The organism is Phaeocystidibacter marisrubri (genome assembly GCF_008933165.1).
GTDB classification, from domain to species: Bacteria; Bacteroidota; Bacteroidia; order Flavobacteriales; family Schleiferiaceae; genus Phaeocystidibacter; species Phaeocystidibacter marisrubri.
Window position 1 is genome coordinate 1076518 of record NZ_WBVQ01000002.1, and the last position, 26297, is coordinate 1102814.

23 protein-coding genes are annotated in these 26297 nt (G+C 44.8%); 13 read left to right on the forward strand and 10 right to left on the reverse strand.

The annotated features are described in order from the left end of the window. Positions 1 to 244 precede the first annotated feature (244 nt). From F8C82_RS12140 to paaZ, 10 genes are all read left to right on the forward strand, one after another. Complete coding sequence (locus F8C82_RS12140; RefSeq protein WP_151693854.1) at positions 245 to 5776, forward strand: fibronectin type III domain-containing protein; 5532 nt, start codon at positions 245 to 247, stop codon at positions 5774 to 5776. Between the two features lie 267 nt (positions 5777 to 6043). Next, positions 6044 to 8179, forward strand: coding sequence for a prolyl oligopeptidase family serine peptidase (locus F8C82_RS12145; RefSeq protein WP_151693855.1), 2136 nt, complete (start codon positions 6044 to 6046; stop codon positions 8177 to 8179). Beyond that, positions 8176 to 8607 (forward strand): YciI family protein, encoded by a 432-nt coding sequence (locus F8C82_RS12150; protein WP_151693856.1) that lies wholly within the window; start codon positions 8176 to 8178, stop codon positions 8605 to 8607. The genes F8C82_RS12145 and F8C82_RS12150 overlap by 4 nt, the downstream gene beginning before the upstream one ends. 14 nt (positions 8608 to 8621) lie before the next feature. Beyond that, the gene (locus tag F8C82_RS12155; protein WP_151693857.1) at positions 8622 to 9299 is read left to right on the forward strand and encodes a hypothetical protein; all 678 of its coding nucleotides are present in this window, start codon (positions 8622 to 8624) and stop codon (positions 9297 to 9299) included. Positions 9300 to 9305: 6 nt separating this feature from the next. Continuing rightward, positions 9306 to 10562: a TlpA disulfide reductase family protein gene (locus F8C82_RS12160; RefSeq protein ID WP_151693858.1), complete on the forward strand. Its 1257-nt coding sequence runs from the start codon at positions 9306 to 9308 to the stop codon at positions 10560 to 10562. A gap of 65 nt (positions 10563 to 10627) precedes the next feature. Beyond that, positions 10628 to 10954: a hypothetical protein gene (locus F8C82_RS12165; protein ID WP_151693859.1), complete on the forward strand. Its 327-nt coding sequence runs from the start codon at positions 10628 to 10630 to the stop codon at positions 10952 to 10954. Between the two features lie 94 nt (positions 10955 to 11048). After that, positions 11049 to 11504: a hypothetical protein gene (locus F8C82_RS12170; RefSeq protein ID WP_151693860.1), complete on the forward strand. Its 456-nt coding sequence runs from the start codon at positions 11049 to 11051 to the stop codon at positions 11502 to 11504. Beyond that, positions 11501 to 13219 (forward strand): hypothetical protein, encoded by a 1719-nt coding sequence (locus F8C82_RS12175; RefSeq protein WP_151693861.1) that lies wholly within the window; start codon positions 11501 to 11503, stop codon positions 13217 to 13219. The genes F8C82_RS12170 and F8C82_RS12175 overlap by 4 nt, the downstream gene beginning before the upstream one ends. Before the next feature lie 146 nt (positions 13220 to 13365). Further along, positions 13366 to 13923 carry an outer membrane beta-barrel protein gene (locus F8C82_RS12180; protein WP_151693862.1) on the forward strand — a complete coding sequence of 186 codons (558 nt, stop codon included), beginning with the start codon at positions 13366 to 13368 and terminating at the stop codon, positions 13921 to 13923. Positions 13924 to 14588: 665 nt separating this feature from the next. Continuing rightward, the gene (paaZ, locus tag F8C82_RS12185; protein ID WP_151693863.1) at positions 14589 to 16640 is read left to right on the forward strand and encodes a phenylacetic acid degradation bifunctional protein PaaZ; all 2052 of its coding nucleotides are present in this window, start codon (positions 14589 to 14591) and stop codon (positions 16638 to 16640) included. Between the two features lie 97 nt (positions 16641 to 16737). Here paaZ and F8C82_RS12190 read toward each other — a convergent pair whose 3' ends face one another. From F8C82_RS12190 to F8C82_RS12225, 8 genes are all read right to left on the reverse strand, one after another. After that, on the reverse strand, positions 16738 to 17610 hold the full coding sequence (locus F8C82_RS12190) for a HipA domain-containing protein (RefSeq protein ID WP_308419959.1): 873 nt from the start codon (positions 17608 to 17610) through the stop codon (positions 16738 to 16740). A gap of 58 nt (positions 17611 to 17668) precedes the next feature. Next, positions 17669 to 18004 carry a HipA N-terminal domain-containing protein gene (locus F8C82_RS12195; RefSeq protein ID WP_151693865.1) on the reverse strand — a complete coding sequence of 112 codons (336 nt, stop codon included), beginning with the start codon at positions 18002 to 18004 and terminating at the stop codon, positions 17669 to 17671. Beyond that, positions 18001 to 18210 carry a type II toxin-antitoxin system Y4mF family antitoxin gene (locus F8C82_RS12200; protein ID WP_151693866.1) on the reverse strand — a complete coding sequence of 70 codons (210 nt, stop codon included), beginning with the start codon at positions 18208 to 18210 and terminating at the stop codon, positions 18001 to 18003. Before F8C82_RS12200 ends, F8C82_RS12195 begins: the two co-directional genes overlap by 4 nt. A 184-nt stretch (positions 18211 to 18394) precedes the next feature. After that, positions 18395 to 18796, reverse strand: a complete 402-nt coding sequence (locus F8C82_RS12205; protein ID WP_151693867.1) for a hypothetical protein — start codon at positions 18794 to 18796, stop codon at positions 18395 to 18397. Between the two features lie 62 nt (positions 18797 to 18858). Continuing rightward, positions 18859 to 19560 carry a hypothetical protein gene (locus F8C82_RS12210; RefSeq protein WP_151693868.1) on the reverse strand — a complete coding sequence of 234 codons (702 nt, stop codon included), beginning with the start codon at positions 19558 to 19560 and terminating at the stop codon, positions 18859 to 18861. Beyond that, positions 19532 to 20689, reverse strand: a complete 1158-nt coding sequence (locus tag F8C82_RS12215; RefSeq protein ID WP_151693869.1) for a ligand-binding sensor domain-containing protein — start codon at positions 20687 to 20689, stop codon at positions 19532 to 19534. Before F8C82_RS12215 ends, F8C82_RS12210 begins: the two co-directional genes overlap by 29 nt. A gap of 113 nt (positions 20690 to 20802) precedes the next feature. After that, positions 20803 to 21372: a hypothetical protein gene (locus F8C82_RS12220; RefSeq protein ID WP_151693870.1), complete on the reverse strand. Its 570-nt coding sequence runs from the start codon at positions 21370 to 21372 to the stop codon at positions 20803 to 20805. A 68-nt stretch (positions 21373 to 21440) separates the two neighbouring features. After that, positions 21441 to 22475, reverse strand: a complete 1035-nt coding sequence (locus F8C82_RS12225; protein ID WP_151693871.1) for a hypothetical protein — start codon at positions 22473 to 22475, stop codon at positions 21441 to 21443. Between the two features lie 239 nt (positions 22476 to 22714). Between F8C82_RS12225 and F8C82_RS12230 the strand changes: the two genes are divergently transcribed. The 3 genes from F8C82_RS12230 to F8C82_RS12240 are packed head-to-tail and all read left to right on the forward strand — an operon-like array spanning position 22715 to position 24747. Next, entirely contained in the window at positions 22715 to 23047 is a 333-nt protein-coding gene (locus tag F8C82_RS12230; protein ID WP_151693872.1) for an antibiotic biosynthesis monooxygenase family protein, read from the forward strand. A 10-nt stretch (positions 23048 to 23057) separates the two neighbouring features. Beyond that, positions 23058 to 23831, forward strand: coding sequence for an enoyl-CoA hydratase/isomerase family protein (locus F8C82_RS12235; protein WP_151693873.1), 774 nt, complete (start codon positions 23058 to 23060; stop codon positions 23829 to 23831). A gap of 49 nt (positions 23832 to 23880) precedes the next feature. After that, positions 23881 to 24747: a DUF3078 domain-containing protein gene (locus F8C82_RS12240; protein WP_170266250.1), complete on the forward strand. Its 867-nt coding sequence runs from the start codon at positions 23881 to 23883 to the stop codon at positions 24745 to 24747. A gap of 23 nt (positions 24748 to 24770) precedes the next feature. Here the strand turns inward: F8C82_RS12240 and F8C82_RS12245 are convergent, their stop codons facing one another. Both F8C82_RS12245 and F8C82_RS12250 read right to left on the reverse strand, forming a co-directional pair. After that, positions 24771 to 25769 carry a hypothetical protein gene (locus tag F8C82_RS12245; protein ID WP_151693875.1) on the reverse strand — a complete coding sequence of 333 codons (999 nt, stop codon included), beginning with the start codon at positions 25767 to 25769 and terminating at the stop codon, positions 24771 to 24773. A 93-nt stretch (positions 25770 to 25862) separates the two neighbouring features. Continuing rightward, on the reverse strand, positions 25863 to 26228 hold the full coding sequence (locus tag F8C82_RS12250; RefSeq protein WP_151693876.1) for a hypothetical protein: 366 nt from the start codon (positions 26226 to 26228) through the stop codon (positions 25863 to 25865). Positions 26229 to 26297: the final 69 nt, after the last annotated feature.

A 26297-nucleotide genomic window follows, 5' to 3' on the forward strand; every position in this document is an offset into this window, starting at 1 on the left:
CTCGTTAATTTAGGTCATCTTTTCCTTGACCTGCATAACTTTCCTTCCGTCCTTTGTTCCGTATTTACTGGGCTTTACAAGGTGTAAAGAAGTGAAATCTTATTAAAGAAATTCGCAACCTTTCACTTGTTTGTCGCGTAAGTACAATGACCGAAGTTTAGAAATAAGCGGAGGTTGAACCCTGATTTTGTGAATTGAGAGGTGAGCAGGATCAGGAAACAACAAAACACAACAAAAACACAAAATGCACAAATTCAAACTCGTTTCTCGAGTTTGGCTGGTCGCTATGCTCGGTTTTTTGCCAGCGTTAGTGAGTGGTCAAACTTATGTTGCTCAGTATCTTGATCAAGGCGGTTATCCTGGGTCATTACACAGTGAGTATTACACATCATCTTCAAACTGGGACAACCTTCTCCCTGCGGGTATCACGACCAATCAATGGTCACCAGAGGATACCATTCCATTCAACTTTGTATTTCACGGAACTCAAGTCAACACCTTCCGTGTAAGCGGTAATGGTTTGCTAACGTTCTTGAAGAACCCTGGCGCCCTTCCTCCTAATCCTGCGAACGACTCCACACCAACTATTGCTGACGCAAACATGTTGGACAGCACAGTAGCGGCGTACTGGACAGCCTTCAATTCCAATACGCAATCAACAGACCGTGTAATTACCAAAACATTTGGTACCGCACCGAATCGTCAGCATTGGATCAAATGGTACAGCTACGCTTGGGGGGCAAACAACGGGTCAGCAGATTACCTTTACATGGCTATCGTTTTAGAAGAGAGCACCAACAACATCTACGTTGTGGGTATGTACTCCGACGTTGACGTTCGCAATGTTCCTTGTGTTGTTGGGGTAAAGGTAGACGCAAGCAATGCGTATGAAATATCAAACCCATCGTTTCCAGACCTCTCATCTACAACGATTTCGAATTACGACAACTACAACTTCCTCTATTCCAGCACCACTTGCATTGCACCGTTGTTCCCGGTTGATAGTACTTCTTACTACAACTCAAAGGTAACGGCATCGCTTTTCGGAACTCCCACTGGTATTGAATTACAATACGGCCCGCAAGGCTTCGCTTTAGGTTCAGGGACAACCGTTACTTCAACCACTAATGAGGTAAACATAAGTGGCTTAACACCTGGAACGAAATACCATTACTACTTGCGCAGCGATTGTGGTGGATCTTATTCAGCTTGGTCAGGCCCACACACGTTCAAAACCCTTTGCGTAGCTGGCGCAGCGCCTTTTGCTGAGTCATTTGATAACAATGCTATTTGGGACATCGATGTGTCCATCGACTCTTGTTTCTATACCCTTCCGGTTGACGGTCGTTTTACGTGGAATGCGGATAGCAACAACACTCCTACTTCAAGCACCGGCCCTGACTTTGCAGCGAACCCAGGTGGTCAGTATATGTTTGTTGAATCAACTTATGGTTCTGCAGGCAGCAAGGCATATCTTCAGCTTCCTGCAGTAGATGCGAGTGCGTTGACGAATCCTTCTCTAGGATTCTTCTATCACATGTACGGTTCAGGAATCGGGACACTTACAGCAGAGTACTCTACAGATACAGGTGCAACTTGGACAACAGCTTGGACACACTCTGGTGCAATCCAAGGCTCAAGTACCGATGGATGGCTATTGGCGAATGTCACTTTGCCAAATTCTCCGTTCATAGTGATTCGCTTTGTAGGAGAAAGAACTTCTTCTGGATATGGCGACATGGCCATTGATGAAGTCACCATAGACGAGGCGCCAAGCTGTGCACATCCAGGTTTAGTTAGCGTGGAAGATGCATTAAGTGCAAACGTCCTTGAAGTAAACTGGACAAACAAAGTAGGTACCTACCGCATTGAATGGGGTATCAAAGGCTTTACACAGGGAACGGGTACGCCAAACACCGCGCTTGTTACTAATGATAGTACCTACACCATCACAGGCTTGTTTAAAAACACCGAGTATGATGTATATGTATACGGTGATTGTACTGGTAGTGGTAATGGACTTTCGTTCATCGGCACACCAACAACTGGTCAAACGCTACCATCCGTTCCTTACCTAGAAAACTTTGACGGATCTTGGTTGCCTGACAGCAGATGGGAAGAACCTACAGGTACATGGGAGGACACTATCAGCTTTTCTTCTTCATTCTCTGGATGGGGTTATGACGACTGGCTAAACGTTATCGGGTCACCGAACAACTCAGCAAGACTACCGGTTTACTCTTCAAGTTCATCGGCATCCCAAGACGACTGGCTACTTACTCCACTCTTTGATTTAGGCTCAGGTGGTAACTACCAGCTTACCTTCCGTTCTGCACTTACAGAAACTTCTGGAAGCAACACCTCTTTCATGCAGAGTGATGACTCACTTATGGTGGTGATCAACACAGACACTAGCGTTGTTTGGAGCAAGAATGACATGGTGTTCTCTGTAAATTCATCCAACGAACCAACCGCAGCCGGAACTGTATACCGCGTTAACCTCTCTAGCTATTCAGGTTTGATTCGCGTAGGTTTCTTCTTGAAGTCAACGGTTCAGAATACGGCGGCATACAACTTCTACATTGACGATGTAAGACTGTCGAACATTCCGGCTTGTCAATCTCCTGCCAACGTCAACATTCCGGCTATCACTTCATCAGATGTTAGCGCAACATGGGACCCGGTTCAAGGAGCGACTCAATACATCGTTTACGTCACAGAGCACGACAGTTCCATTGCGTCATCTGCAACCATTACGGATACCGTCACTACAGATAGTGCATTCATTTCTGGTTTGAACCCGAATAGAGAATACGACTTCTACGTAACCACCATTTGTGGAACCAACCTCTCTTCGATCACCGGCCCTGTACCATTCGTGACGAATTGTATCACTGTAATTAGTGCACCATTCTTCGAAAACTTTGACGCACTACCAGAGGGTGGTTCGAATAACGGACGTTTTGAAAACTGTATGTCTTCAAATTCATTCTCTGGATTTGAATGGATCGTTGAAGAGTCCTCGGGCGTTAACTACTCAACAGGCCCTGCTTACGACCATACGCAATTCGGCACAGCAGGTGGAAACTATATCTTTACTGAAGCCAGTTACGGCAGTAAAGGCGACTCTGTATTCTTAGAGACGCAATCCATTGATGTAAGCACGCTTACGACTCCAGGATTGAGCTTCGCGTACCACATGTATGGTCAAGATATGGGAGGTTTACATGTTCAGGTGAGTAACGACGCTATCACCTGGATGCCGCTTTACACCATTTATGGCGAGCAGCACGGCGACGATGCAGATCCGTGGAATGAGGTCAACCTTGACCTTTCTACCTTGGGTTATGACACCCTTGCCATCCGATTTGTGGGTGAACGAGGCACAGGATATAGAGGCGATATGGCCATTGATGATATCCGTGTAGACGAATTTACAGGCTGTAGCTTCCCTGTTGGTTTCAACGTTTCACAAACTGGTGTATTAACAGCCGATATGACTTGGAATCCAGTTCCAAACTCTACCGTAGATATTGCAATCTCCGCAACGGGTGATCCGAATGACTCTGCCAACACGGTGTACTACAGCAACCAAACCAGTGGTAGTATTTCGGTAACGATGTCATATGCTCAGTGTTCTCAGTTCTTTATCAAATCGAACTGTAGCAACGACTCCACGTCTTGGATCGGCGGAATTGAAATTTGCACCCCTTGTCCTCCTTTCTACACTGCGCCATACACAGCGAATTTTGAAACTGTGCAACCCGCCATTAACTCCCTTACGATGCTTCAAAATTGTTGGTCATTTACGGCTGGCGATTGGAAGACCGAAGATGCATTGGGTAGAAATGAAAACTCATCCTACACGGGTCCATTCTACGACAATACCAACTTTGGTCAAGTAGGAGGTATGTACATCTTCATGGAAGCTACCAATGCTTCTGAAGGAGATTCATCCATCGTAGAATCTCCATTGATCTACACTGGAGGTCTATCCAACGATCCGATGATTTCTTTCTACTACCACATGTACGGAGAGGAAACAGGTAAATTGTACGTGGGTGCTAAAGACGCCAATGGCTCTTGGAATACGGTTGACTCTATCATCGGAGAACAACAAACCGCAGGTGGCGATCCATGGAGAATGCGCAACTCATATCTAGTTGGATATAGTGACACCATCATGATTCGCTTCATTGCGGTGGATGGAAGCTCTTACACAAGTGACATCTCATTAGATGACATTACGGTAGAAGAAGCTCCTACGTGTCCAACGCCAATCGATTTGACGTACTCTAATCTCACAGAAACGACCGTTGACTTAGGTTGGAACTCTTACAATTCTGGTGCTACATACATTGCAGAGTACGGTCCTGTAGGGTTCACTCACGGCAATGGAAGTATCGGTACCATATCTAACAATCCAGGAACTTTATCTGGATTAACTGCAGGAACCTGCTACGATGTATATGTGCGTGAAGTATGTTCCGTAGGAGACAGCTCTGCTTGGGTTGGTCCAGTTACTTTCTGTACTCCTTTTACTTGTGGTGTTGTAGCTAATCCAGTAATGCCAAATGATACCGTAGGTTGTGCCAACACTGTTGTTACACTCACAGGGGTAAATTCCAACATGGTTTGGGAAAACACAGATGGTGATATCATCAAAACAGGCTCAAGTATTTCTACAGATACGCTAACGGGTGACACCACCCTCTATGCACGTGCTTACGACGAGGTTCACTCATATCGTTTTGGCCCTACCACCGACATCTCAACTTCGGGATATGCCAACTATGATAACGGTGAGATGATCACCGTAATGAGTCCGGTTCGCATCGACTCTGTATTGCTTAAAACCAATGGACAACGCAGCGGAACCATCCGCTTCCACCGTCCATTGCCAACATTGAATAACAACTACAGCTCTAATCAGCTCGACAGTATGTTAGTTCTTACGCAAGAAGTGGAGTACGACTTGCCGTCTTCTGGTGAGTTCTACGTACCGGTGAATGTCGTATTGAACCCTGGTCAGTATTTTGTCAACCTCTCATTCGACACTATAGGTACAGGATCACTATTCCGCTCTACTTCTGGAGCAGAGTATCCATATGTATTTGATAATGTGATGAGTATTGATAGTGCATTGGGATCTACTTCTATTCCAACTACACGTGTTTACTACTTGTTTGATTGGAATGTAACAGCCGTTTGTACCAGTCCGTTAGACAGTACAACCGTAGAGCTCGTGGAAGAAGCCGTAGCTGCATTTACTGACAACAGCGCTTCTGGCTCAGCTACTGCAGTAGATTACAGCGTGTTCTTCGACGCGACTACTTCCAGCAATGCCGTTTCATACGACTGGAACTTTGGCGATGGCAATACGGGAACAGGTGATACCCTCACACATCGCTATACTCAAAACGGAACCTACACCGTTCAATTGGTCGTTACTGGACTCTGTGGTGATACAGATACCGTAACTACTACCTTGAACATTCAGGGAATTACCATTGAGGAGTCTGCGTTCAACGGTGTAATTGAAGCATTCCCTAACCCAACATCAGGGGTGCTGAACTTGCATATCGAATTGAATGAATCTAGTGAGGTAAGTGTTCAATTGAACACCATGAACGGTCAAGTACTCGATGAATTGATCTTGAGCAAAGGAACGGAATGGACAGAACAAATGGATTTGTCTGGCCTACCAAGCGGAGTTTACTTCATCACCATTCAATCTGCGTCTGGATTCCACGTAGAGAGAATTATACGACAATAAGGAATTCAAAAACTGAAACACCAGAAAGGCCAGCTCGTTGAGCTGGCCTTTTTTTGTTGCCTGTCTACCATCGTTTCACATCTCGTACAATGTCGGGAGGCTTCAGGAATAAGGAACCCATCATAACTATCCCTCCAAATGGAATCGCGTGGAGTAATTTCATGAATTGGCGATTCTTGCAGTGACCTGAATTCTAAACACGAACCTCTCCCATCCCAACATTCTCTTATCTTTACCTTTCTGCTACTCCACTTAATACCTCTTATTATGAAAGCACACATTCCAAAAGTGCTTTGTGCATTGCCCCTACTCGTAGCGTGTCAATCACAAGAAAACAAAACAGAAGAAATGGCCCTCACCTATCCTGAAACCCGGGAAGAACCGGTAGTTGATGAGTTCTTTGGAACCAAAGTATCCGATCCATACCGGTGGCTTGAAGACGATATGAGTCCAGAAACAGAGGCTTGGGTGAAAGCTCAAAACGAGGTGAGCTTCGGCTATCTCGAGCAGATTCCGTACCGCCAAAAACTGGTAGATCGCATTACAGAGTTGTGGAATTATGAAAAGTTCTCCGCTCCTTTTGAAGAAGGCGATTACACCTACTGGTACAAAAATGACGGACTACAAAACCAGTCGGTTCTCTACCGCAAGAAAGGAGAAAACGGCGAAACAGAGGTATTCTTAGATCCGAATGGGTTTTCTGAAGATGGAACGACTTCACTAGCAGGTATCAGCTTTACGAAGGACGGTTCCTTGGTAGCTTACCAAGTTTCAGAAGCGGGATCTGATTGGCGCAAAGTGATTATCATGAATGCCATTACGAAGGAAATCTTAGAAGACACCCTTCGAGATGTGAAATTCTCAGGTCTTTCTTGGAAGGGAAATGAAGGAATCTACTACAGTAGCTACGACAAACCAGCTGAGGGTAGTGCGCTTTCCGGAAAGACGCAATACCACAAGTTTTTCTACCACAAACTAGGTACACCTCAAGCAAGTGATGAACTCATTTTTGGCGGCGAAGAAGCCGCTCGACGTTACATTGGTGGTGGCGTAAGTGAAGATCAATCTACCTTGATTATCTCTGCGGCAGTTTCTACCTCTGGAAATGAACTGTACATCCGTGATCTCACCACAGAAAACGCTCCTATTGTTCGTGTAATTGACACGATGGGTTACGAAGTATCCATTGTATTGGTGAAGGATGGATACCTGTACATCGAAACTAATATGGATGCACCCAACCGCAAATTGATGCGCGTTGAGGCAAACAATCCTACCCCAGAGAACTGGGAAACAATCATTCCTGAACGCGAAGAAGTAGCTGGCTTTAGCGCTGGTGGTGGTTACATCTTTGGCAGCTACCTGAAAGATGCAACTTCTCACGTGGAACAATTCAATCTAGACGGGTCCGTTAAACGCGTCATCGAGCTTCCCGGCATTGGCTCTGTAGGTGGATTTGGTGCAAAATGGAACGATGATCACCTGTATTACTCCTTCACCAATTATATCAACCCTAGTACAACATATAGATATGAAATTGAATCCGGTGAAAGCAGTCTCTACAAGAGAAGTGATGTGAAATTCAATCCAGATGAATACGTGTCTGAACAAGTGTTCTATACCTCGAAAGATGGCACACGTGTTCCTATGATCATCACCTACAAAAAGGGTCTTAAGATGGACGGTTCCAATCCTACCATGCTTTACGGTTACGGTGGATTTAACGTGAGCCTTACTCCATCCTTTAGCACCAGTAGAATTGCATGGATGGAAAACGGAGGAATTTGGGCTGTTGCCAACCTTCGTGGAGGTGGAGAATACGGTGAAGAGTGGCACACCGAGGGTACACAGATGAAGAAGCAAAATGTATTTGACGACTTCATTGCAGCGGCAGAATACCTCATCGCAGAAAAGTACACCTCTTCAGAAAAACTAGCCATTCATGGGGGATCTAATGGAGGACTACTTGTTGGAGCCGTCATGACGCAACGTCCCGATTTGATGTCGGTTGCAATTCCAGCCGTTGGAGTACTCGATATGCTTCGCTACCACACCTTTACAGCGGGGGCAGGCTGGGCCTACGATTACGGAACGGCGGAAGACAGTGAAGAGATGTTTGAATACTTGCTCGGTTATTCACCGGTTCACAACCTCGATCCGCAGTGTTACCCAGCAACTATGGTGACCACTGGAGACCACGACGACCGAGTGGTTCCTGCACATTCCTTCAAGTTTGCCGCGGGACTCCAAAAGGCTCAGCAATGTTCCAATCCAACCATCATCCGCATTAACGTAAATGCTGGTCATGGCGCGGGTAAACCAACTAACATGATTATCCAAGAACAAGCCGATATGTGGGCGTTTAGCTTTTGGAACATGGGCGTGAAATCCTTGGGCGAGTGAGTCGTCAATTCACACTATACTCCCTATTCTTTTGGCTCATCTCAACTGTGGGATGGGCCCAAGAATTGGAGGTTGACGACGAGGGGTTTAAGTCGTTCACCATCACAGAAGGTGACACCACCTATGTGATGCGCGAATACGTTTTCGTAATGCTCAAGGCGGGACCCAATCGAGACCAATCTCCTGAGGAAGCTGCTGAAATACAGAAAGGTCACATGGAACATATGGCAAAAATGACCGAAGCGGGTTATCTTGCCGTTGCTGGACCTTTTGGTGATGATTCCGAGTGGAGGGGTATCTACATTTTTAATGTGAATAACATTGATACTGTTCGAGACCTCGTAAATGAAGATCCCGCCATACAATCCGGAAGACTCGTTGCTGAAATACATCCTTGGTGGTCAGCCAGGGGAACTACACTACCTTAAAACTTCTAACTGACATGAAAAAATTTCTTTCTCTGAGCCTTGTGTTTGCCAGTGCTCTCTTGCTCACCGCCTGTTTCGAGATCAAACAGAAAATCAACGTCAACAGAAATGGATCTGGCGAATACACCTTTGTTTTCGGACTGGGTGAATTGGGATTGATGGCCAAAGAAGCCGCCCAAAAGAAAGGCGAAGAAGTGGACATCATGAAAGCTGATAAATTGGAACTTGAAGACAAAGTAGACCTACTGAATGCTGAAGAAGGAATATCGGGAGCTAAGATTTGGGGGGATAATGAGGAGATGACCATCAACTTGTCTTTCAAGTTTGAAGACATCGACGCGCTGAACCGCGGTGCTCAAATCGCTTTTGGCGATTCTACTGGCCCAGTTCAACAAACTCTGTTTACCGCCAGGGGCAACGACAAATTCACCTTCCACGGATTTGGGTTTATCATTGACCAAATGGGCGCAAAAATGGGTGCTGAAGAAGATTCATCCATGGTGGAGATGGCTCGTATGATGCTTCAAGACGTTTCACTTACAACAGAGATGACGTTCACTGAAGTGGTAGATAAAACCGATAACGAGAATGTACTTCTAAAAGGAGATCGCAAAGGCGTAGTTCTTCAACACTACCCATTCCGCGCCGCAGAAGAGAACAATATAACTTCCTTTACAGTGGAACTAGACTAATCTTCCATGAAATACTCTCTCATTGCTGCCTCTCTCATTTGCTCCTTGCATCTGTTCGGACAATCTACCTCCGATCGGATGCGAGGATCAATGGAAGCTTATAACAAAGGTGACTTCCACACCAGTTGTGTCTATTTGGACTCCTTGAGTTCCAACTTGAAATGGTATAACAACTCGTTCAATGTTCGCGTTCACCGTGCCATCGAAAACAATGACACTCAAGCAATTCGATTTTTCGATTACTACTCAAGTCACCCTGAATTCGAAACTTCAGAATGGGTACAGCCTGTTAAAGCGTACATCAATATTCGACAAGCAGCACAAACAGAAGCCAATATTCTGGCCATCGAATATTATGAGTGGCTGGAGCAAAAATTGAAGGAAGGGGATATCAATCCTTACGATGGACTTTACTCTATCGCCATTTATGACCTGTTAGAGAAGCGTCAGTTATTGACCCCAGAGCTACGTCTGCATTTTATCAAAAAGTGTTCTTCTATTGTACCGAAATCCGATGTCGATCCTTCTGTTGAGAAGTACGCACAACTCTACATTAATGTAGCCATTCACAAGGCGGATCCTCACACTGTTGAGGACTTCCAGGAGGTTGCATTTACTCCACAAGATCAACGCAATCTTCTTTTTTACCTTTTGATGGATGAAGAAGTTCAAGCCCTACCCACATTGGGCGAATTGCTTACTGAAAAGGCTAAAACAGAAAGCGTCTCCATGGATGAATCAACGTATTGGAGGTGGATGAATCTTACGGTAAATCCCTCACAATCTTCTCTTGATCTGTACCGTGAAGCCTTTGCTCAAGAACAGGACTTCTTAGACACCACAGGCGCCTATATCCAACGCTATTGGGAACCCGTTTGGAATGTTCCCATAGTTGAGGAACAAACTCAAAAACACACATTGAACAGTACTTGGGTACTTATTGATTTTTGGGGAACGTGGTGTGCACCTTGTGTAGATGAGCTGCCCCAATACCAACGCTTGCAAGAACGCTTGGAAAATGGGGAGATTCCTCAACTCCATCTTGTCACTTTTAGCTATGGAAGCAAGGACCTCGATCACTTCCTGCAAACCAACGGATATGATTTTAAGGTCGTTGAGATAAATTATGATCAAAAACATGAACTTGGAATACACTCATTCCCTTCTACTTACATCGTATCCCCTTCGGGTAGAATGCTTCAACTTCCAACTCTAACAGATAAAGTAGGAGCTGCCGAAATTTGGAGTCAATTGTTTCAATGAGAGGTGAGATCATCATTTTTAACCGTAAAAGACAGTGGTATCTTCACTTGCTTTACCTCCTCTTGATGTTTCCTCTGAACTATTTCAACCCTAAACGCGCCCTTTGGATTGCTTTTGGTGTCACGGGCGTGATCGGACTGTACTTATTGTTCGAGTATTTCATCATCACCCAAATGCCAGCTATTATTCTCAACGGCAGAGTGCTTAAGATCCGACGATCCTTCTATTACAAAACGTACCCGAGATCTGAAGTCATCAGCTTGGAACACACCTCCGACCATCAATTTCGGTTTGTGCTTCACAGTGGAAAATCTCACAAAATAGAATCTGTTTGGTTCCACAGAAAAGACCTCGCCAAACTGGAATCCGAATTGAACACAAGTATAAAATAGTCAGGACTTGATAAAGGGCTCACACGCTGCATCATTTTCCCTTCTAGGCCAGATTCTTTAACTTACGAATTGAACCCTAGCCTACTCAGCCTGCATGAACTGGAAATCTATCCTATCTATTCTGCTCGCCTCAACCCTTTTTGTTTCTTGTATTGAAGGGCCTGAAATAGAGCAAAAACCATTTAACCGAGTGCCTGACGGACGATATGCCGTTGTTTTTCAGCATCAAATCTCTCCTTCCGTTTGGGTTCCCTTGGGAATGGATTCTGCGCAGTATTGCGACTACCTCATCCAGAAATTCGGAGAATATCACGATTTGGTACTCCGACGACCCGGCTCTCAACAAATCGTCTACACCTTTAGTGTTCCTACCGTAAGCAAGGTAAGAGAAGGCGAATGCGTGGATCTTGATGGCGCCATTCTCTATCTCTACGAAGACGACTATGAGATCTATGACGACGATTCTGGCACCTTTCCGCGAAGGCTTGATCGCTTCTACATTCGAGCAACCGAAGATGATTGTATCCTCATTCAATTCCCTGCCGAATGAACAAGTATATCTCAACTCTGACCTTTATACTTGCCTCTGTAGTAGGATGGGGTCAATACGGTGAAATTCGCACAGAAAACATCTATTACGATCACAATGGGGTGAGCTACCTGATTCACTTGGAACACCGTACAGCTGGCACAAATGCCAATCCCGCCGTACAGTTTCGACTCGTCCCGGATGATATTAAAGTGCGCAGTCTGAAGTACAACGGGAAGTATTATAGTGAGGAAGACTTAATGCGCATCCTATACTTTCATGGAGGGGAATATGAAGATTACCCCCGTGATCTAAAAGGAAACCTCTTCTTCCACTTAACGGATATTGATGCCTATCCAGTGGGTTGTACTTGGCTGGGAAGCAATTATCGAAGCGATGAAATTGTGGCGACGCAAGAAGGATGGAACACCTTGTACATCAACAGCTCTACTTTCAGCGAATGCCTTTCCGAAAAGGATCCAGGTGACTGGGTGGAATACGGTGGAATTGACATTGACATTCAAGTCACACGCATTCAAACTTCACTCAACCTCCCCATTATGTATACCATGATTCGCGAATACGAAGCGGATCAAGGGGGGAACGATATTGCAAAAAATGTCTTGGAACAGTACTGTAATCGAAATTACAGTTCTGAAACGGAATTGCGACGAGCCATCTCCGAAGTGAACCGCGCGCTCAATGAACAAATAAGCGTGACATGGATGAAAGAGGCATTGGAGACCTGCCGAACCAACTTACAACAACAGTTGGAAGAAATGGGGCGCCCTGAAGAAGACTATTCTGCAAATGGCCAGTATAACAAATACGTTCAATTGGGCAGGCAAGCCGAGGCGAACGGGAATTATCACCAAGCCATTAATTACTACAAAGAGGCATTGAAGTACAAGGATGATTACTATCTACGACAGAGAATAAAAGAACTAGAGCCCCAAGCAGATACACAAGCCATTGCCGCTGGAGCGGTCACTTTTGCCGTGGGTATGGAAGAAGCTTTTGGCGATTTACCGACAGGAAGAATTCGGTATGGAACCTATGTAAGCAGTATCTCTTATATGGGAATGGACATGTACCGAACAGACGGACTACCGGGAGTAGAAATGACTGGAGTGTCAGGTTATGTGGCGTATGACCACAATTTTTGGTTGGACAAAAACGCCTATACCGGTATTCACTTAGGGGTAGATGGATTCTTATCTACGCCCTGGGATAACTACATCGACAATGCGGGTACGGACAATGAGTGGACATTTAGTCTGGACAATTACTGGACCTTAGGAGGCTACGTTGGTTTCAATCTGTATGGCTATTTGGAAATCGACTATTACATACGAGGTTTGGCCATAGAAGGAGAGCGTTACGGAGAAGACGCCAACCTCAACGAGTCGTATTCCGTTGGATTTGGTGGTCCCGTCCATTACGATGGTGGATTGAGGAGTGCCTTGTACTTAGTGAGAAACAAAGAACTCTTCATTCGTGCCGTGGGGTGGTGGGTAGACAATACCGACAAAAGTCCTATTGGGTTCTTAGATTTCACGAACAACACGGATATCCGAACCCAATCGATGGGGTATCGCCTTGAAATCGTAAAAAGACCGTGGTGCTTTGCTTTCTATCATCAAGTGGATTCATACTATCCCTACAACAACAGTCTAAATATCGGGATTGATACTTGGGGAATTGGACTTGCTTTTGGCGGAGGTACGGATTACTAACGATAGAGCCTTTTCAATCCTCAGCATGTTTCCCGTCATATTCGGATTATGAAAGGTCACAGTTTGTCTCTTTCAATAATCGCCCAAGGAATCGAACGTGATCCAAAAATGCTTATTTTGAGTAAGTTAATCAAACAATTACGGCTATGAATATGCATATCAAGGGGGTTCTAGTGACTTGCATTCTCCTCATGGGGATGTCCGCACATGCGCAATGGGGGGCTCGCGCCGGATGGCAAAACAGCAATATCTTTTATGGGGATGACGACAATGCAGACAACATTGGATCCAATCTGCACAGCTTTTATGTCGGGCTGTACAAAAACCATGAGATAGGGGGTCGAATACTTACGCTCAACACGGGACTAGAATACTCCAGAGTAGGATGGACCGATAGTGATGAGACCTATCGAAAAATCGACTATGTTCACATCCCAATTGGTGTAAGAGTAAAGGTTTTATTCCTGTTTGTACAAGCAGGTATCACGCCTTCCATCAATATTGGGGAAGACTATCGCCTCTTGGGCATTGATGTGAAAAATGACGACACAGAAGCGGGATTATTCACCTTGCCAGCTCACATTGGAGCCGGTGTTAAACTCGGTCCATTTGTCATTGATGCCCGCTATTCTATTGGTTTAAACAAACTAAACGACGACGGCCGAATTGGATTCTTCCAGTTTGGAGGCGGGATAGAGTTTTAATATCACGATGCATGAAATATTGAAGGCTGGACGATTGTCTGGCCTTTTCTTATTCCATCCTCTCATCCTGAATGAATAATACTTGCCCTGAGTGACGGAGCAAAGCTCGCAATGGGTACCACCCCATACTCTTGAACTATACTCACTAGCAATTTTTCCACTTCATCCTTCAATTGGGGTGCAATTTGCCATTGCCTTCTTTTTGTTGCCCACACAATGTGAACATACATGCAGGAAAACGAATTTGCCATAATTCGATTGATTTGGTTCTCCAAAATGGAAATACCATCTGACATGTCATCGAATCTCAATGGGCTTTAACATTTCTATTCAGAGTTACATCCGACGGCGGTCTCAGGTGGATGGTAAGCTTTACACCCTAACACCCTCATTCCTTGCCCTGGGTAGCGGAGCTAAGCTCCTCACCCTAGGGCAATAGGAGCTACCGCCGATGGCGGTGCTTGCGGGATGGTTATCCAACATGAAGAAAACAGCTTGTAGCCTGAAGAATTAAGGCTTGTGACATCACCCAACATCCGTCACCCGTCACCTAACATCCAACCCCTCAAACATCTTAAACCACCTAAAACCCCTTAAACCCACTCCCGCTCAAACCCACCAAAACCCTTACCTTTGAATTCCCTCAAAAAATAAAGGCTCTACAAATGAACATACAGAACTACGTTGCTGGTCAATGGGTAAGCGGAACTGGAGAGGAGTTTCTCGCTACCGATGCCATTACCGGCGAAGCTATTGGCACAGTATCTAGCGCGGGAATTGATTACGCAGAAGTGTTGGAGTACGGTAGAAGAACCGGCGGCCCCGCTCTTCGTAAAATGACCTTCCAAGAACGCGGAAGAATGCTCAAAGCACTTGCACTTCACCTGATGAAGCACAAGGACAAGTTCTATGAGGTGAGCTTTCGCACTGGTGCAACCAAAGTAGATTCATGGATTGATATTGAAGGAGGAATTGGCAACTTATTCGCCAACGCGTCTCTACGCCGACAGTTCCCTGATTTACCCTATTACGTAGACGGCGAAGCGGCAGGACTCAGTCGGAATGGAACCTTTATTGGTCACCATATTATGGTGCCAAAGCGCGGTGTGGCCGTGCATATCAACGCCTTCAACTTCCCAGTATGGGGAATGCTCGAAAAGATTGCTGTTAACTTGATGGCAGGTGTTCCCGCGGTGGTTAAGCCGTCGGAGTACACGTCTTACCTCACCGAAGTTGTCGTACGCGAAATCATCGCTTCTAAGATTCTTCCAGAGGGATCACTTCAGCTCATCACAGGTTTGGGTAGAGGAATTTTAGATGATGTCCAGTTGGGTGATACCGTCACTTTCACTGGCTCTGCTGCCACAGGAAAGAAACTTCAAGCGAGTCCACAGATTCTAGAAAGAGGTGTTACCTTCAATCTTGAAGCTGATTCACTTAACGCGTCGGTTCTCGGTGAAGCAGCCGCTCCAGGCACTCCAGAGTTCGATCTTTTTGTGAAAGAAGTAACGCGTGAAATCACCGTAAAAGCGGGACAAAAATGTACGGCGGTTCGTCGAATTCTCGTTCCTGAAAACTATATCGAAGACGTACAAGCTGCTGTTTCAAAACGATTGGCTTCTACTACCATGGGCGATCCTCGTAAGGAGGGCGTGCGCATGGGCTCACTAGCCACCAAGCTACAAGTGGAGCGCGTTATGGCTGCGGTTGATAAAATGAAGGCCTCCATGGACATGGTTTATGGTGGTACCGATCAGCAGGCTGAAATCATTGGTTCGGATTATGAGAAAGGTGCGTTCATGGCGCCTATCCTCTTCCGTAACAACAAGCCACTGGAAGTGATGGAAGCACACAACATTGAGGCCTTTGGTCCAGTGTCTACCATCATGCCTTATAAGAACCTCGAGGAAGCGGTTGAAATCGCGAACCTAGGTAAGGGTTCACTCGTTTCTTCCATTGTTACAGCAGATGATAAAGAAGCACGTGAATACGTGGTAAATGCAGCTCCAATGCACGGACGTATTCTCGTATTGAACGAGAAGAGTGCTAAGGAATCTACGGGTCACGGTTCTCCTATGCCACTCCTTACGCACGGTGGACCGGGTAGAGCAGGTGGCGGCGAAGAGATGGGTGGAAAGCGCGGTATCCTTCACTACTTGCAACGCACGGCCATCCAAGGTCACCCAGACACCATTACCGAAATCACTCAGGTGTACCAACCGGGGTCAACTCGTCCGGAAGCCGACAAGCACGTATTCCGCAAGCACTTTGAGGAATTGACCGTTGGTGAAACCGTGTACACAGCGAAGCACACAGTAACAGTAACCGACATTGTGAACTTTGCCAATGTGAGCGGCGACAATTTCTACGCCCACATGGATGAGACTTCTTTGGAAGGCACCATCTTCGAAGGACGCGTAGCGCACGGCTACTTCATCCTCAGCAAAGCAGCGGGATTGTTTGTAGAGGCGAAGAAAGGTCCCGTTCTATTGAACTACGGCATCGACGAGGCGCGCTTCACCAAGCCTGTTTACCCTGGAACAACTATCGGAGTTAAGTTCACCGTTAAGGAGAAAATCGATCAAGAAAAACGCAGCGAAGACGACGTAGCCAAAGGCATCGTAAAGTTCAACGTTGAGGTTTACGACGACACCGACGAAACGGTAGCTATCGCGACTATCTTAACGATGGTGAAGAAGATAGATCAGTCGATGTAAAGGTTGAGATGATTGGATATGAAAAAGGAGGGCGAGGGCCCTCTTTTTTTATGTGAAATTGTATGACTCCCTTCAATATGTACTCTTGTAATGAAGATTATTCTAACCCTAGCTGTTCATATCTAGAAATCAACAACTGCTTGTAACCCTGTCGCTTTCCTTCCTGTAAAAAAGAGCTTTCAATCCGTGCGAATGCTACATTCCTATTCTTAATCATTCGATTGAAGGTTCCCTCTATTTGTCGAGCGGACAACCCCATAACAAGACCCAATTCTACAAAATGCTCTCTCTTCAATTTTCGCTTTTTACCAGCTAATGTCAGAGCCAGTTCCTCATTGTCTTCAGGCAGTAAAATGGCAACATTCAGCAAATCATAAGCAGGCGCCAATGTCCATCCTCTCCGACCTTCAATCATCGAAAAATTCTTCAGATGCATATCGTTATTGCCTGTAAGGAACGAGAAGACAGCCAAATCAAAGAAATATGTTTTGTCTAATAATGTGTTGCTGGAATACTGACCGATAGCCTTTCCAACCTTCTCCATAGAGCTCTTATACTTATCATATGCTTCTGTAATTTGAAACATATCTAGCATGTGAACTTTCTCATTGCCCTGTCTATCTATTCTTTTTGTGATATATGACAATTCACCTGAGGCTAACCGGATTAATGAAGATGATACCACTGGAATTCCCATGGTTTCAGCGATTCGCATTGTTAAATGCTCATTGGCTGGCATTTCAGGAAACAATTCCGAAGGCGGCTTAAAAATGTATCCCCCTCCCAATGCTCCTACTACGGTCAATCGAGCGTCAGATTGATCTTTAGCTTCACTCACAAGAGACATAGAGAGCTTTGCTTGAACCCCAGGAACGGCAACACTTCGCTCTACTACATTCTTCGCCAGTTCTTCCATATCATCTAACGAGTACGGTATCTCAGGCGGCGTGGGTGTTCCAAAAAATTCCATGGAACACTTCTCATGAATATCCCGTCCTTCTTCAATCGGGTTATAGCAATACAAACATCTATGCGGCATCTTCTTGCGGAATTGGTTCTACACTCACCGCTCCAATGCAATTCTGACAACATGCTAACAACAAACCCATGCTGTCGTTCTTGTTGATTCTCCAATTATTGGACGCTATCTCTAAAAGCCATCCTTCAGGAATTAACCCTTCAAAAAAGGGAAAGAGTCGATTATCTGAATAAGGTTCAGACCTCACAGGCATTGTGAACGTGATGAAGTCATTTGGAAATTTCTCCACGTATTCTGGAGAATACGCGAAGACACACTCCCCTTCATCAGTTTCTGTGATCAATCCTGCTAGTTGGTCTTTGTAAAACACCTTACCCTGCCTCATGATTTCAAGCTATTGCTGTTCACTGGTGCCAACTCATGACCAAACATTTGCAGTACCAAATTCACTTTCTCCAGATTGAGATTTGTTTTACCCTGCTCAATCTTTCGGATCACGGTTAAAGCTACTCCTGCCCGTTCCGCAAACTCTTCTTGGGTTAAGTTGACTTCCTTTCTTCGTTCTTTCACAAACTCTGACAATGTCTTCATTATATGCAATTGAATATAACACAACCCAAATGTACTAAATTATATGCAATTAAATATAATTATGCTGATCTGCGCTTTATTATATGTTAACGCATATAGCAAACAACTCATTCAGGGAAAACCCAACATTACACGAACTGGCTCAAGAAGAACCACTTAATATCCACAAAGATTAAAAGCTCCATTAACCATTCGGTACTCTCTCAGGTATAGAAGCCAACAAGTCGTAGGACTCCTCTTCGCTTATGTCTATTGGAATTACTTCCGATTTACCATGAATGGTGTGTATCGTTAATTGACTTCGGTACGTTGGAATCAGGAATTCCATGTTTGGATGCATTGCGAAACCTAAGGCGCTATATCCCTTCATCTCAAAGCTTCTGGTCTGTATATCGCTTAATCGGATTTCAACCTCTTCATCAATCAGATTGAAAAAATTTGAAACCTTAGCCTTAAGTTTCGTTCCATCCACTTCAACTACCGTTTCTTGATAGAGGGCCAAATCAAGTAGCACAAGTGTAGCTGCAGTACCCGCCAATAAATAAAGTGGTGAGAAATCCTTATCGACCGCATAATAAACAGCCAAGGAGCACAAGACTAAGCCGACTGTAAATCGCTAATAACTGCGCGGTTTAGAAATGTATGTTTTCATGATTTCACCGCATTATCACTTACCCTATAAATATCCATCACCCCTCTACATCCCGCGTACTCTACAATAAAAAAGCAGTTGCCCGACTCAATGAGAATTAAGTTGAACTCTCTACGTGTGCGAAATGTACCTGAAGACGTGGAAATACTAACGGTATGCCTTCCTGTATCATCACATTGGGCAGCATGTGTTACCACTTCAACCTGACCAATTTGGGCATCAATCCTTGAATGCTTTTCATGCGTCTCTCGCAGTGAATCACCGTAAAAAGTGGGACTTGATGAGAAGTGGTAGAACTCCCTCTTCTCTAATGCAGTTGTATCCAGACAGTCGGTGCAAAACAAAAGAGAATCATCCTTAAACAGTAGTGTTTTTGATTGAAAATGAAGAGAGGCATACTCGCCTTGAAAAACTTTAGGATACCGATAAGTATACATCCAAGAGCCTCTGTCAAATGTGGTTGAATCAAAATCACGTTCAAAATGGAAGAGTAATTCTACTTGCATGTCAGGACTCATTTCAACCAGAGAATCTAACCAATAGTCAGCCGAATCCAGATTGTAATCCAACTCCATTACTTTGGCCATTCTCAATCGATCTTCAAAACTGTCTGGAGCGTCCATCTTGTGCCCCCACATCCGAAACACCACCAAGCCTATGATCGCTATACTAACGAGGAAGATGTTGCGGTTTTTCATGAGAGGAAGGTTGGAGAGTCATGCCGAGAACTAAAATAGGGAATTTCGATTCCTTCTGATTTACACCCTTGTTTATTTCGTGGTTAGCCACTCCATCAACTCCCAATACTTGAACAACCTCTTCTCCATCATACTTCCAAACCCCACTCTTTCCACCAAACCACAATTGGTTATTCGCATCTGTGAGAATAAAGTGTATTTCTGAATACGATTGTCCGTTAGAGGAAGTAAACTCTCTAATATTTGTCCCGTCAAAAACGGCAAGTTTACCTCGAGGAGAGCTTATAAATAGTTCTCCATTTTCATACTCACAAATAGAGTGAATTCTCTTGCTCAGTTCTCCATCGGAATAGGTTGTAAACTGAGAATCCTTGTACCGTGTGAGGGCACTATTTCTATTGCCATTAAACCCAATCCACATATCTCCCGATTTGTCGCAATAGAGTGTCCTTACCATATCGTCACTTAAACCATCTGCAATGGAAAAATGCTCAAAGCTTTCTCCCTTGTATACGCTAACCCCACCATGCGTCATAGAGCCAAACCACATATTACCTGAATGATCCATTTCAATACAGGTTACCCAATTGTGGTAAAGGCTATCCTCCTGCTTCTGACCATGTTCCTGCAAGTACATCTTGAATTGGAATCCATCGAAACGACAAACGCCACCTCCACCTGTCCCAATCCAGAGATTTTGATTCTTATCAATTGCCAAAGCATGTGCGGCATTGGGGTTAATGATTGGGTATACCTTGTCTAACCAAACGCTGGAAGTATCCTGAAACGGAAGTAAAATGGAATTCAATCTTCCTCCATCGAAATGAGTAAGTCCCTCCTGCGTGCCCATCCAAATTGAACCATCAGAGGCCTCCACTAAGTCAAACACCTGATTGCTTGCCAAGCCGTCCTTTTTGGAATAATTCACAAGAGATTCTCCGTTGAATACGAATACTCCTGCTCCATTCGTACTCAGCCACAAATTCCCTGTTTTATCGATCAAACCACCGTTGAAGCCTACTTCAGGAATGGTCAAATCCAAAGATGGCGTAACTGGTTTCTCAGGACTAGAGCAAGAAGCTGCAAGAAAGACAGAACAAAGCGAAAGGGCGATTGAAAGAGATTTCATAATCAGTGGGGATTCAGTTCACACCAAGGGTTAAGCGACTCCTCTTTTTGGTCTTCGGAAAGCAAAAAATGCACAGTGACGACACATCTCCAAACTCGAGCATCATATCCGTTCTAAATCTGCCTAAAAATCACATACCTCTCAGGGTCCGAACACGCTTCATGATAACCTCTAGGGTTCAATCGAACACATTCCATAATCTGGTGCACTTCCTCTTCTTGCAATTTTACTTTGGACTGGATATCATACATTTCACTATCTGGCCCTAGGCCTAAATGCACCTCTAAGTCGATCTGCTGGCTCTTCTTAATTTCAAATTCCAAAGTAGATGTATCAGGTCCGTAGGCCGACATCACAAGGGAATATTTCCCTGGTGAGAGCACTATTTGGGCGCCACCATCAAAGTTTGTCATAGCCTTAAAGGTTTCACCAGTAGTCGAATTTTGGAATTCTAGCAACACCATAACCAAGGTGTCTCCAGCATTACCCCGAGTGAAAATTGAGGAACCTTCCTCTCCTTCCACAATCGTCAAATCGGAAGTGGTGGTGTCCTCAACATGCAGAAGTCTAAACGAATACTGAAAAGGGTAATCTATATCTTGAACGATTCGTTCGTGGTACTCTCCCTGTGCCCATGAAGAAGCACAAAAAAGCAGCATACCGATGAAAGTGATCCATTTCAAAAGAGAGAATTTTGAGTGAAAGGATAAGGTAGGTAAAAAACGGGTAGGGGACTTATGATTGAGCAGAACTATAAAGAAACACACGACCAAAGCATAAAGATATCCAGCATGGGTTCCTTTTTGAAAAGATAATATTTGTGACTCCAAAGGTTGATCGGCATGCCCATTAAATTCAACCATCCCCAGGTTGCGCGGGCTCCAGGCATTCCTAGACTCGCCTGTGTCTTGATATTCATTATGGTTGCCGAAGCTCCATATCCAAAGAGCAGGGGACCCGAATCTACATCCTCAATTCCCGATCCATCTTCGTGCTCTTTCACCAAGTTCGCTCCGAGAAACGACCGTTGAAATAAGCTGTCAAAAATGTTATTCTGACGCAGCGCCCTCTCTTGATTGATATAACTCAAACTGTACAAGATCAGGGCAGAAGAAGACCCACGTACAATGGATGAATCTCCACCAAAATGATGTACCAATCCCGTTGGGTGACTCGCTGCCGAATCCAAGATGGCCATCCATTTGCTTTGGAGCGCTGTGTCGGAAATCGACATTATTCCGATGTAATTATCAGCGGGCCAATACGCGCCAGCGTAGGACATCAAAGGCTGTAACTCTTCATCTAAGGCACTCGTGATTCTCTCTTCTATTTCTTCTTGAGAAGTATTCACTCGTTCTGGAATATCGGACTTTGAGAAAAGAGAACTCCTTTGGTAGCTCGTCAATACGCGGTTCGTCCATCCATTGTAAAACATCCCAAATTTAGGAGTGATATAGGTGGGAAAAGGCGAAGTAGCACTAGTTGAAAGGATGCGCAGTATACAAGAATCCACTTGCTCTGCCATCGCTTTATCAGTGATACCACGTTTGTCGCAATATTCAATAATCGACAAACTCAGAAGAGCATTGCTAAACATCTTCCCCTCTGGATACTGTTGCTGTAGTTCATCATCGTAACCCGAATTCAGAAGCTCAGATAGGTACGTAATTTGGTTTTCGATTGATCGATTCCGAAGCGGTGAGAAATGGGGAGTAAGCAAGGCCATTCCCACATAAACAATCGAAGCAATAAGGATTACTCGTTTTACTTTTTTTATTGGCTTCATAAGAGTACTTCTAAGAAGAACAGAGTTGACGAGAGGATAAGGTAGGCAATATATACAGCAGATTGGATAGTATGCTTCGCACGGCTTCAGACTTCAGGCTAAAGGCTGCTGGTTGAACACTATCTTCCCCTGTGCCTTTGACGTACGAACCTTTCCCGATACTTTTGTGGAGAGGATGTCAGATGAAGGGTGTTGGATGACGGATGACGGATGTCTGGTGCCTGAAGCCCATAATAAAGATGAACAGATTAACTGAAAAGCCAGCCTATGCGGTTCTCTTCATTTCGGAGAGGGAAGTAGATCCTGCTCCAGAGGGTTACCCAGAGGCAGATGTGGCCACCATGGAAAAAGTGTCTAAGCTGGATGGGTTTTTGGGGTTCGACAATGCCCGAACCGGCAAAGAAGGCATCTTTATTAGCTATTGGAGCGATCTCGACGCTATTGAACGATGGAAAAATGACCCTCTACATAAATCCGTGAAAGCGGACGGAAAGAAAAAATGGTACGACGCTTATCGTACTGTAATATGCAAAATTGAACACTTCGACGAGTTTCGAAGATCGTTCCCCTAAAAACAAGACCATGAGTAAGAATGCAGTTGACCAAGGAGATGTACGCATAGAACGCAAAGGCGGTGTGGCTTATGTTGAGTTCCACCACCCGTTGAGCAACAGTCTCCCCGGAAAAGTACTAGCCAAACTAGCCAACACGATTACGGAGTTGGGAGAAGACAAAGAGGTCCTCGTGATTGTGTTGCAATCAGAAGGTGACCGTGCTTTCTGTGCAGGCGCAAGCTTTGATGAATTGATCAGCATTGACAATTTGGACACAGGTAAAGTGTTCTTTTCTGGATTTGCCAACGTCATCAACGCCATGCGTAAATGTCCGAAGTTCATTATCGGTAGAGTTCAGGGCAAGGCCGTTGGTGGAGGTGTTGGACTTGCATCTTCAGTAGATTACTGTTTCGCGACGAAGTTCGCCGCCGTAAAGCTTTCCGAACTGGCAGTAGGCATTGGACCATTTGTAGTAGGCCCTGCTGTAGAGCGCAAGATTGGTACTAGCGGAATGAGCGAACTAGCCATTAATGCGACGGAGTGGAGAACCGCAGAATGGGCACGCGACAAAGGCCTGTACACGGAGGTCTTCGACACAGCGCATGACATGGATAAGGCCATCTCTGAATTGATTGAGAAACTATCTGGATCCAATCCGGAAGCAATGGCTGAATTGAAGCGCGTTTTCTGGCAAGGCACAGAGCATTGGGACGACCTATTAGCCGAGCGCGCTGCCATCAGCGGACGGTTGGTGCTCAGTGACTTCACTCGCAATGCCATTGAGAAGTTCAAGAAAAAATGATGATATTATAATCTTCTTACGCAACCTGAACACTTCAAACCATTCTGAAATGATCAAAAAATTACTCATCCTCATCTTGGCGCTTCCCTTGAGTGGATTTGCTCAAGATGCAACTCCTGCGGATACGACAGTAAGCAAGTGGAAATTTGGTGGCCTGTACAGTTTCACGACCACTCAAACTAGCCTAACCAACTGGAATGCGGGGGGTACCAATAGCGTTAACCTTGCTGGCCTTCTTCGTCAATCTGCGGATTACGATGGTCCGAAATGGCAATGGTCAAACACCCTTGACGCGAATTACGCCATTAACATTCAAGGAGCTTCTACGCTTAAAACGGGTGACAAATTGGAGATCACTTCACGTTTGGACCGAAATATCAATACAAGCGGATCTTGGACAACTTCGCTCTTTGCCAATTTTAGAACCCAATTCGCAGATGGTTTTAAGGAAGCTGAAGATGTAAAACCCATTTCCACTTGGATGTCGCCCGGTTACCTCACAGCGGGTATTGGTTTTACCCACAAGAGCAACGGACTGGAACTGTACCTATATTCACTCAGCGCTGCAGGAAGCTTTGGTGTGGAGGCTGGGGAGAAGTTGAGAACAGAATTAGGTGCGTACTTGAATGCTACGTACACCCGGAACTTGCGCGAAGGTGTTGATCTAACCTCCAACTTAAACCTCTTCTCAAACTACTTGGAAAAACCACAAAACATCGACGTGAGTTGGGAGACTATCTTATTGATGGAAGTGTGGGGTCCTCTTTCTGTCAGTCTTCAACTTCATTTGATCTATGACGATGACATCCTCGTTCAGAATCCAAATGCAGCAGGCGACAATCAATCACCTGGACTTCAGGTAAAAGAGGTTTTGGGAGTGGGATTGGCCTATTCGTTTGGGAAGTATAAAGAGTAACCTAGATAGTAGTATTGTTACTACTAAACTCCTTCTTTATTGTACCGAATTGAAGCCATCACATTCTTGCGAGATTCCATATCACAAACGAGTTGTTTTCGTTCGTAAGCATTAACATCGAACACACCTCCCGTGGTGGCTGCGGTTTTTTCTAGCTCATCCAAACACACATTTCCCCGAACCAAAATAACTCGGGTGAAGTTTCTAAACCTCACTTTTTGAGCTTTGGGAAACTCCGTTGCCTCTAGGCAACGATCTGATTCCCTTTGCCTGTCGTGGTAGAGTTGACGGAGTTCGGAAATCGAATTTGCATTCGTTGCCAAGGTTTCCACTCCAGATTCTCTATCCTTGTACACGTCAAATAAATCGTTCTCTAGTTGCATAGTACCGCCCAAAGTAAAGAGCATCAAGTTCTCCGCTTCCGATGCTCGATTCTCCATCGCGCTCCGGTAGTATAAGAAAGATGCTCCACCTTTATCGAACGTAATCTTTTTAAGGGCTTCCCAACTATTTCCAGAAGCAGCTTGTGCTTTACTGTTCAATTGAGCCAAGTAAACTTCTTCAACCCTTTGCAACAGCAAGTCCTTGTGATCTGTATAATCGAGAGCTTTTAGGCAAAGCGTGAGAAAAAGCTGTTCATGACTGGAATTGGCCACCGCTTTTTCTGGACACTTGGTCATCTGTAAGATGCGCTCCGTTGGGGTTCCTCGCTCATCAAAGAAGTCATCGTAAAGCCCCGTAATTGCGCCTAAATACGTCAATGCAAACCGCTCTCTAGTCTTCATTCTATGACCTCGAAGCAGACCAAAGGCTTCGCCGAGAATGGAAGGGACAGCCAATGCATAGTTCTTCGTGATTTTATCAATATCCGCAGAGGTTAGAGTTCCATCACTCTCCGCCAAAGCACGCTGCAGCATTGGCTGAAGATGTTTCTTAATAAAACGCTTCTGGACATAAAGAGCCTTCAACATTCGAACTCCGGTTCGAAACACTATGAACGTACTCCAAAAATATAATCGCATGAAGTTCCGATAATATTGGTCTGTGGTCAAAAATAGAGCTTTAATTCAGCCTTGAAACGACAAGGTGCGATTGACCTTTTCAATTCGAGGTTTCTAAACAGATATCTTTTTGCGCAATTGGAACCACACCCATTGTAAAATCCCCATCGTTATCAACACTCCCACTGAAAATAGGAATACGTCAATGCTTTTCATCACAACCGTAAATCCAATGTAAACGGCTATCGAAAGTAATAGAGCAGACCAATATTTCGCCCCTTTTGCTTTGGTTAAAATGACTCTCATCGCGATATACGACATCAAACTGGGGGCGCCTAGTATGAGTAGAATATCTGCAAAAGGCAAATGAAGCTCCATAAACACAAACCCTATTACCGTTGCGCCCACGAGCACGCCAGTCATGAATTTGTTAAAAACACCTTTTGGTTGCTCTTGGTTAAAATCTAGAATATCGTCCATGGAGGCGAAGTTGAGAGTTCGAGGTTATACGTGTTGCGCATTATGCTTCCACTCCCAAGTTATGAAAGA

What these genes read in the sequence shown, in the direction of transcription:
- F8C82_RS12140 (WP_151693854.1), top strand. Translation starts at nt 245, where the DNA reads ATGCACAAATTCAAACTCGTTTCTCGAGTTTGGCTGGTCGCTATGCTC.
- F8C82_RS12145 (WP_151693855.1), top strand. Translation starts at nt 6,044, where the DNA reads ATGAAAGCACACATTCCAAAAGTGCTTTGTGCATTGCCCCTACTCGTA.
- F8C82_RS12155 (WP_151693857.1), top strand. Translation starts at nt 8,622, where the DNA reads ATGAAAAAATTTCTTTCTCTGAGCCTTGTGTTTGCCAGTGCTCTCTTG.
- F8C82_RS12160 (WP_151693858.1), top strand. Translation starts at nt 9,306, where the DNA reads ATGAAATACTCTCTCATTGCTGCCTCTCTCATTTGCTCCTTGCATCTG.
- F8C82_RS12165 (WP_151693859.1), top strand. Translation starts at nt 10,628, where the DNA reads ATGTTTCCTCTGAACTATTTCAACCCTAAACGCGCCCTTTGGATTGCT.
- F8C82_RS12170 (WP_151693860.1), top strand. Translation starts at nt 11,049, where the DNA reads ATGAACTGGAAATCTATCCTATCTATTCTGCTCGCCTCAACCCTTTTT.
- F8C82_RS12175 (WP_151693861.1), top strand. Translation starts at nt 11,501, where the DNA reads ATGAACAAGTATATCTCAACTCTGACCTTTATACTTGCCTCTGTAGTA.
- F8C82_RS12180 (WP_151693862.1), top strand. Translation starts at nt 13,366, where the DNA reads ATGAATATGCATATCAAGGGGGTTCTAGTGACTTGCATTCTCCTCATG.
- paaZ (WP_151693863.1), top strand. Translation starts at nt 14,589, where the DNA reads ATGAACATACAGAACTACGTTGCTGGTCAATGGGTAAGCGGAACTGGA.
- F8C82_RS12190 (WP_308419959.1), bottom strand. Translation starts at nt 17,610, where the DNA reads ATGGAATTTTTTGGAACACCCACGCCGCCTGAGATACCGTACTCGTTA.
- F8C82_RS12195 (WP_151693865.1), bottom strand. Translation starts at nt 18,004, where the DNA reads ATGAGGCAGGGTAAGGTGTTTTACAAAGACCAACTAGCAGGATTGATC.
- F8C82_RS12200 (WP_151693866.1), bottom strand. Translation starts at nt 18,210, where the DNA reads ATGAAGACATTGTCAGAGTTTGTGAAAGAACGAAGAAAGGAAGTCAAC.
- F8C82_RS12210 (WP_151693868.1), bottom strand. Translation starts at nt 19,560, where the DNA reads ATGAAAAACCGCAACATCTTCCTCGTTAGTATAGCGATCATAGGCTTG.
- F8C82_RS12215 (WP_151693869.1), bottom strand. Translation starts at nt 20,689, where the DNA reads ATGAAATCTCTTTCAATCGCCCTTTCGCTTTGTTCTGTCTTTCTTGCA.
- F8C82_RS12225 (WP_151693871.1), bottom strand. Translation starts at nt 22,475, where the DNA reads ATGAAGCCAATAAAAAAAGTAAAACGAGTAATCCTTATTGCTTCGATT.
- F8C82_RS12230 (WP_151693872.1), top strand. Translation starts at nt 22,715, where the DNA reads ATGAACAGATTAACTGAAAAGCCAGCCTATGCGGTTCTCTTCATTTCG.
- F8C82_RS12235 (WP_151693873.1), top strand. Translation starts at nt 23,058, where the DNA reads ATGAGTAAGAATGCAGTTGACCAAGGAGATGTACGCATAGAACGCAAA.
- F8C82_RS12240 (WP_170266250.1), top strand. Translation starts at nt 23,881, where the DNA reads ATGATCAAAAAATTACTCATCCTCATCTTGGCGCTTCCCTTGAGTGGA.
- F8C82_RS12245 (WP_151693875.1), bottom strand. Translation starts at nt 25,769, where the DNA reads ATGCGATTATATTTTTGGAGTACGTTCATAGTGTTTCGAACCGGAGTT.
- F8C82_RS12250 (WP_151693876.1), bottom strand. Translation starts at nt 26,228, where the DNA reads ATGGACGATATTCTAGATTTTAACCAAGAGCAACCAAAAGGTGTTTTT.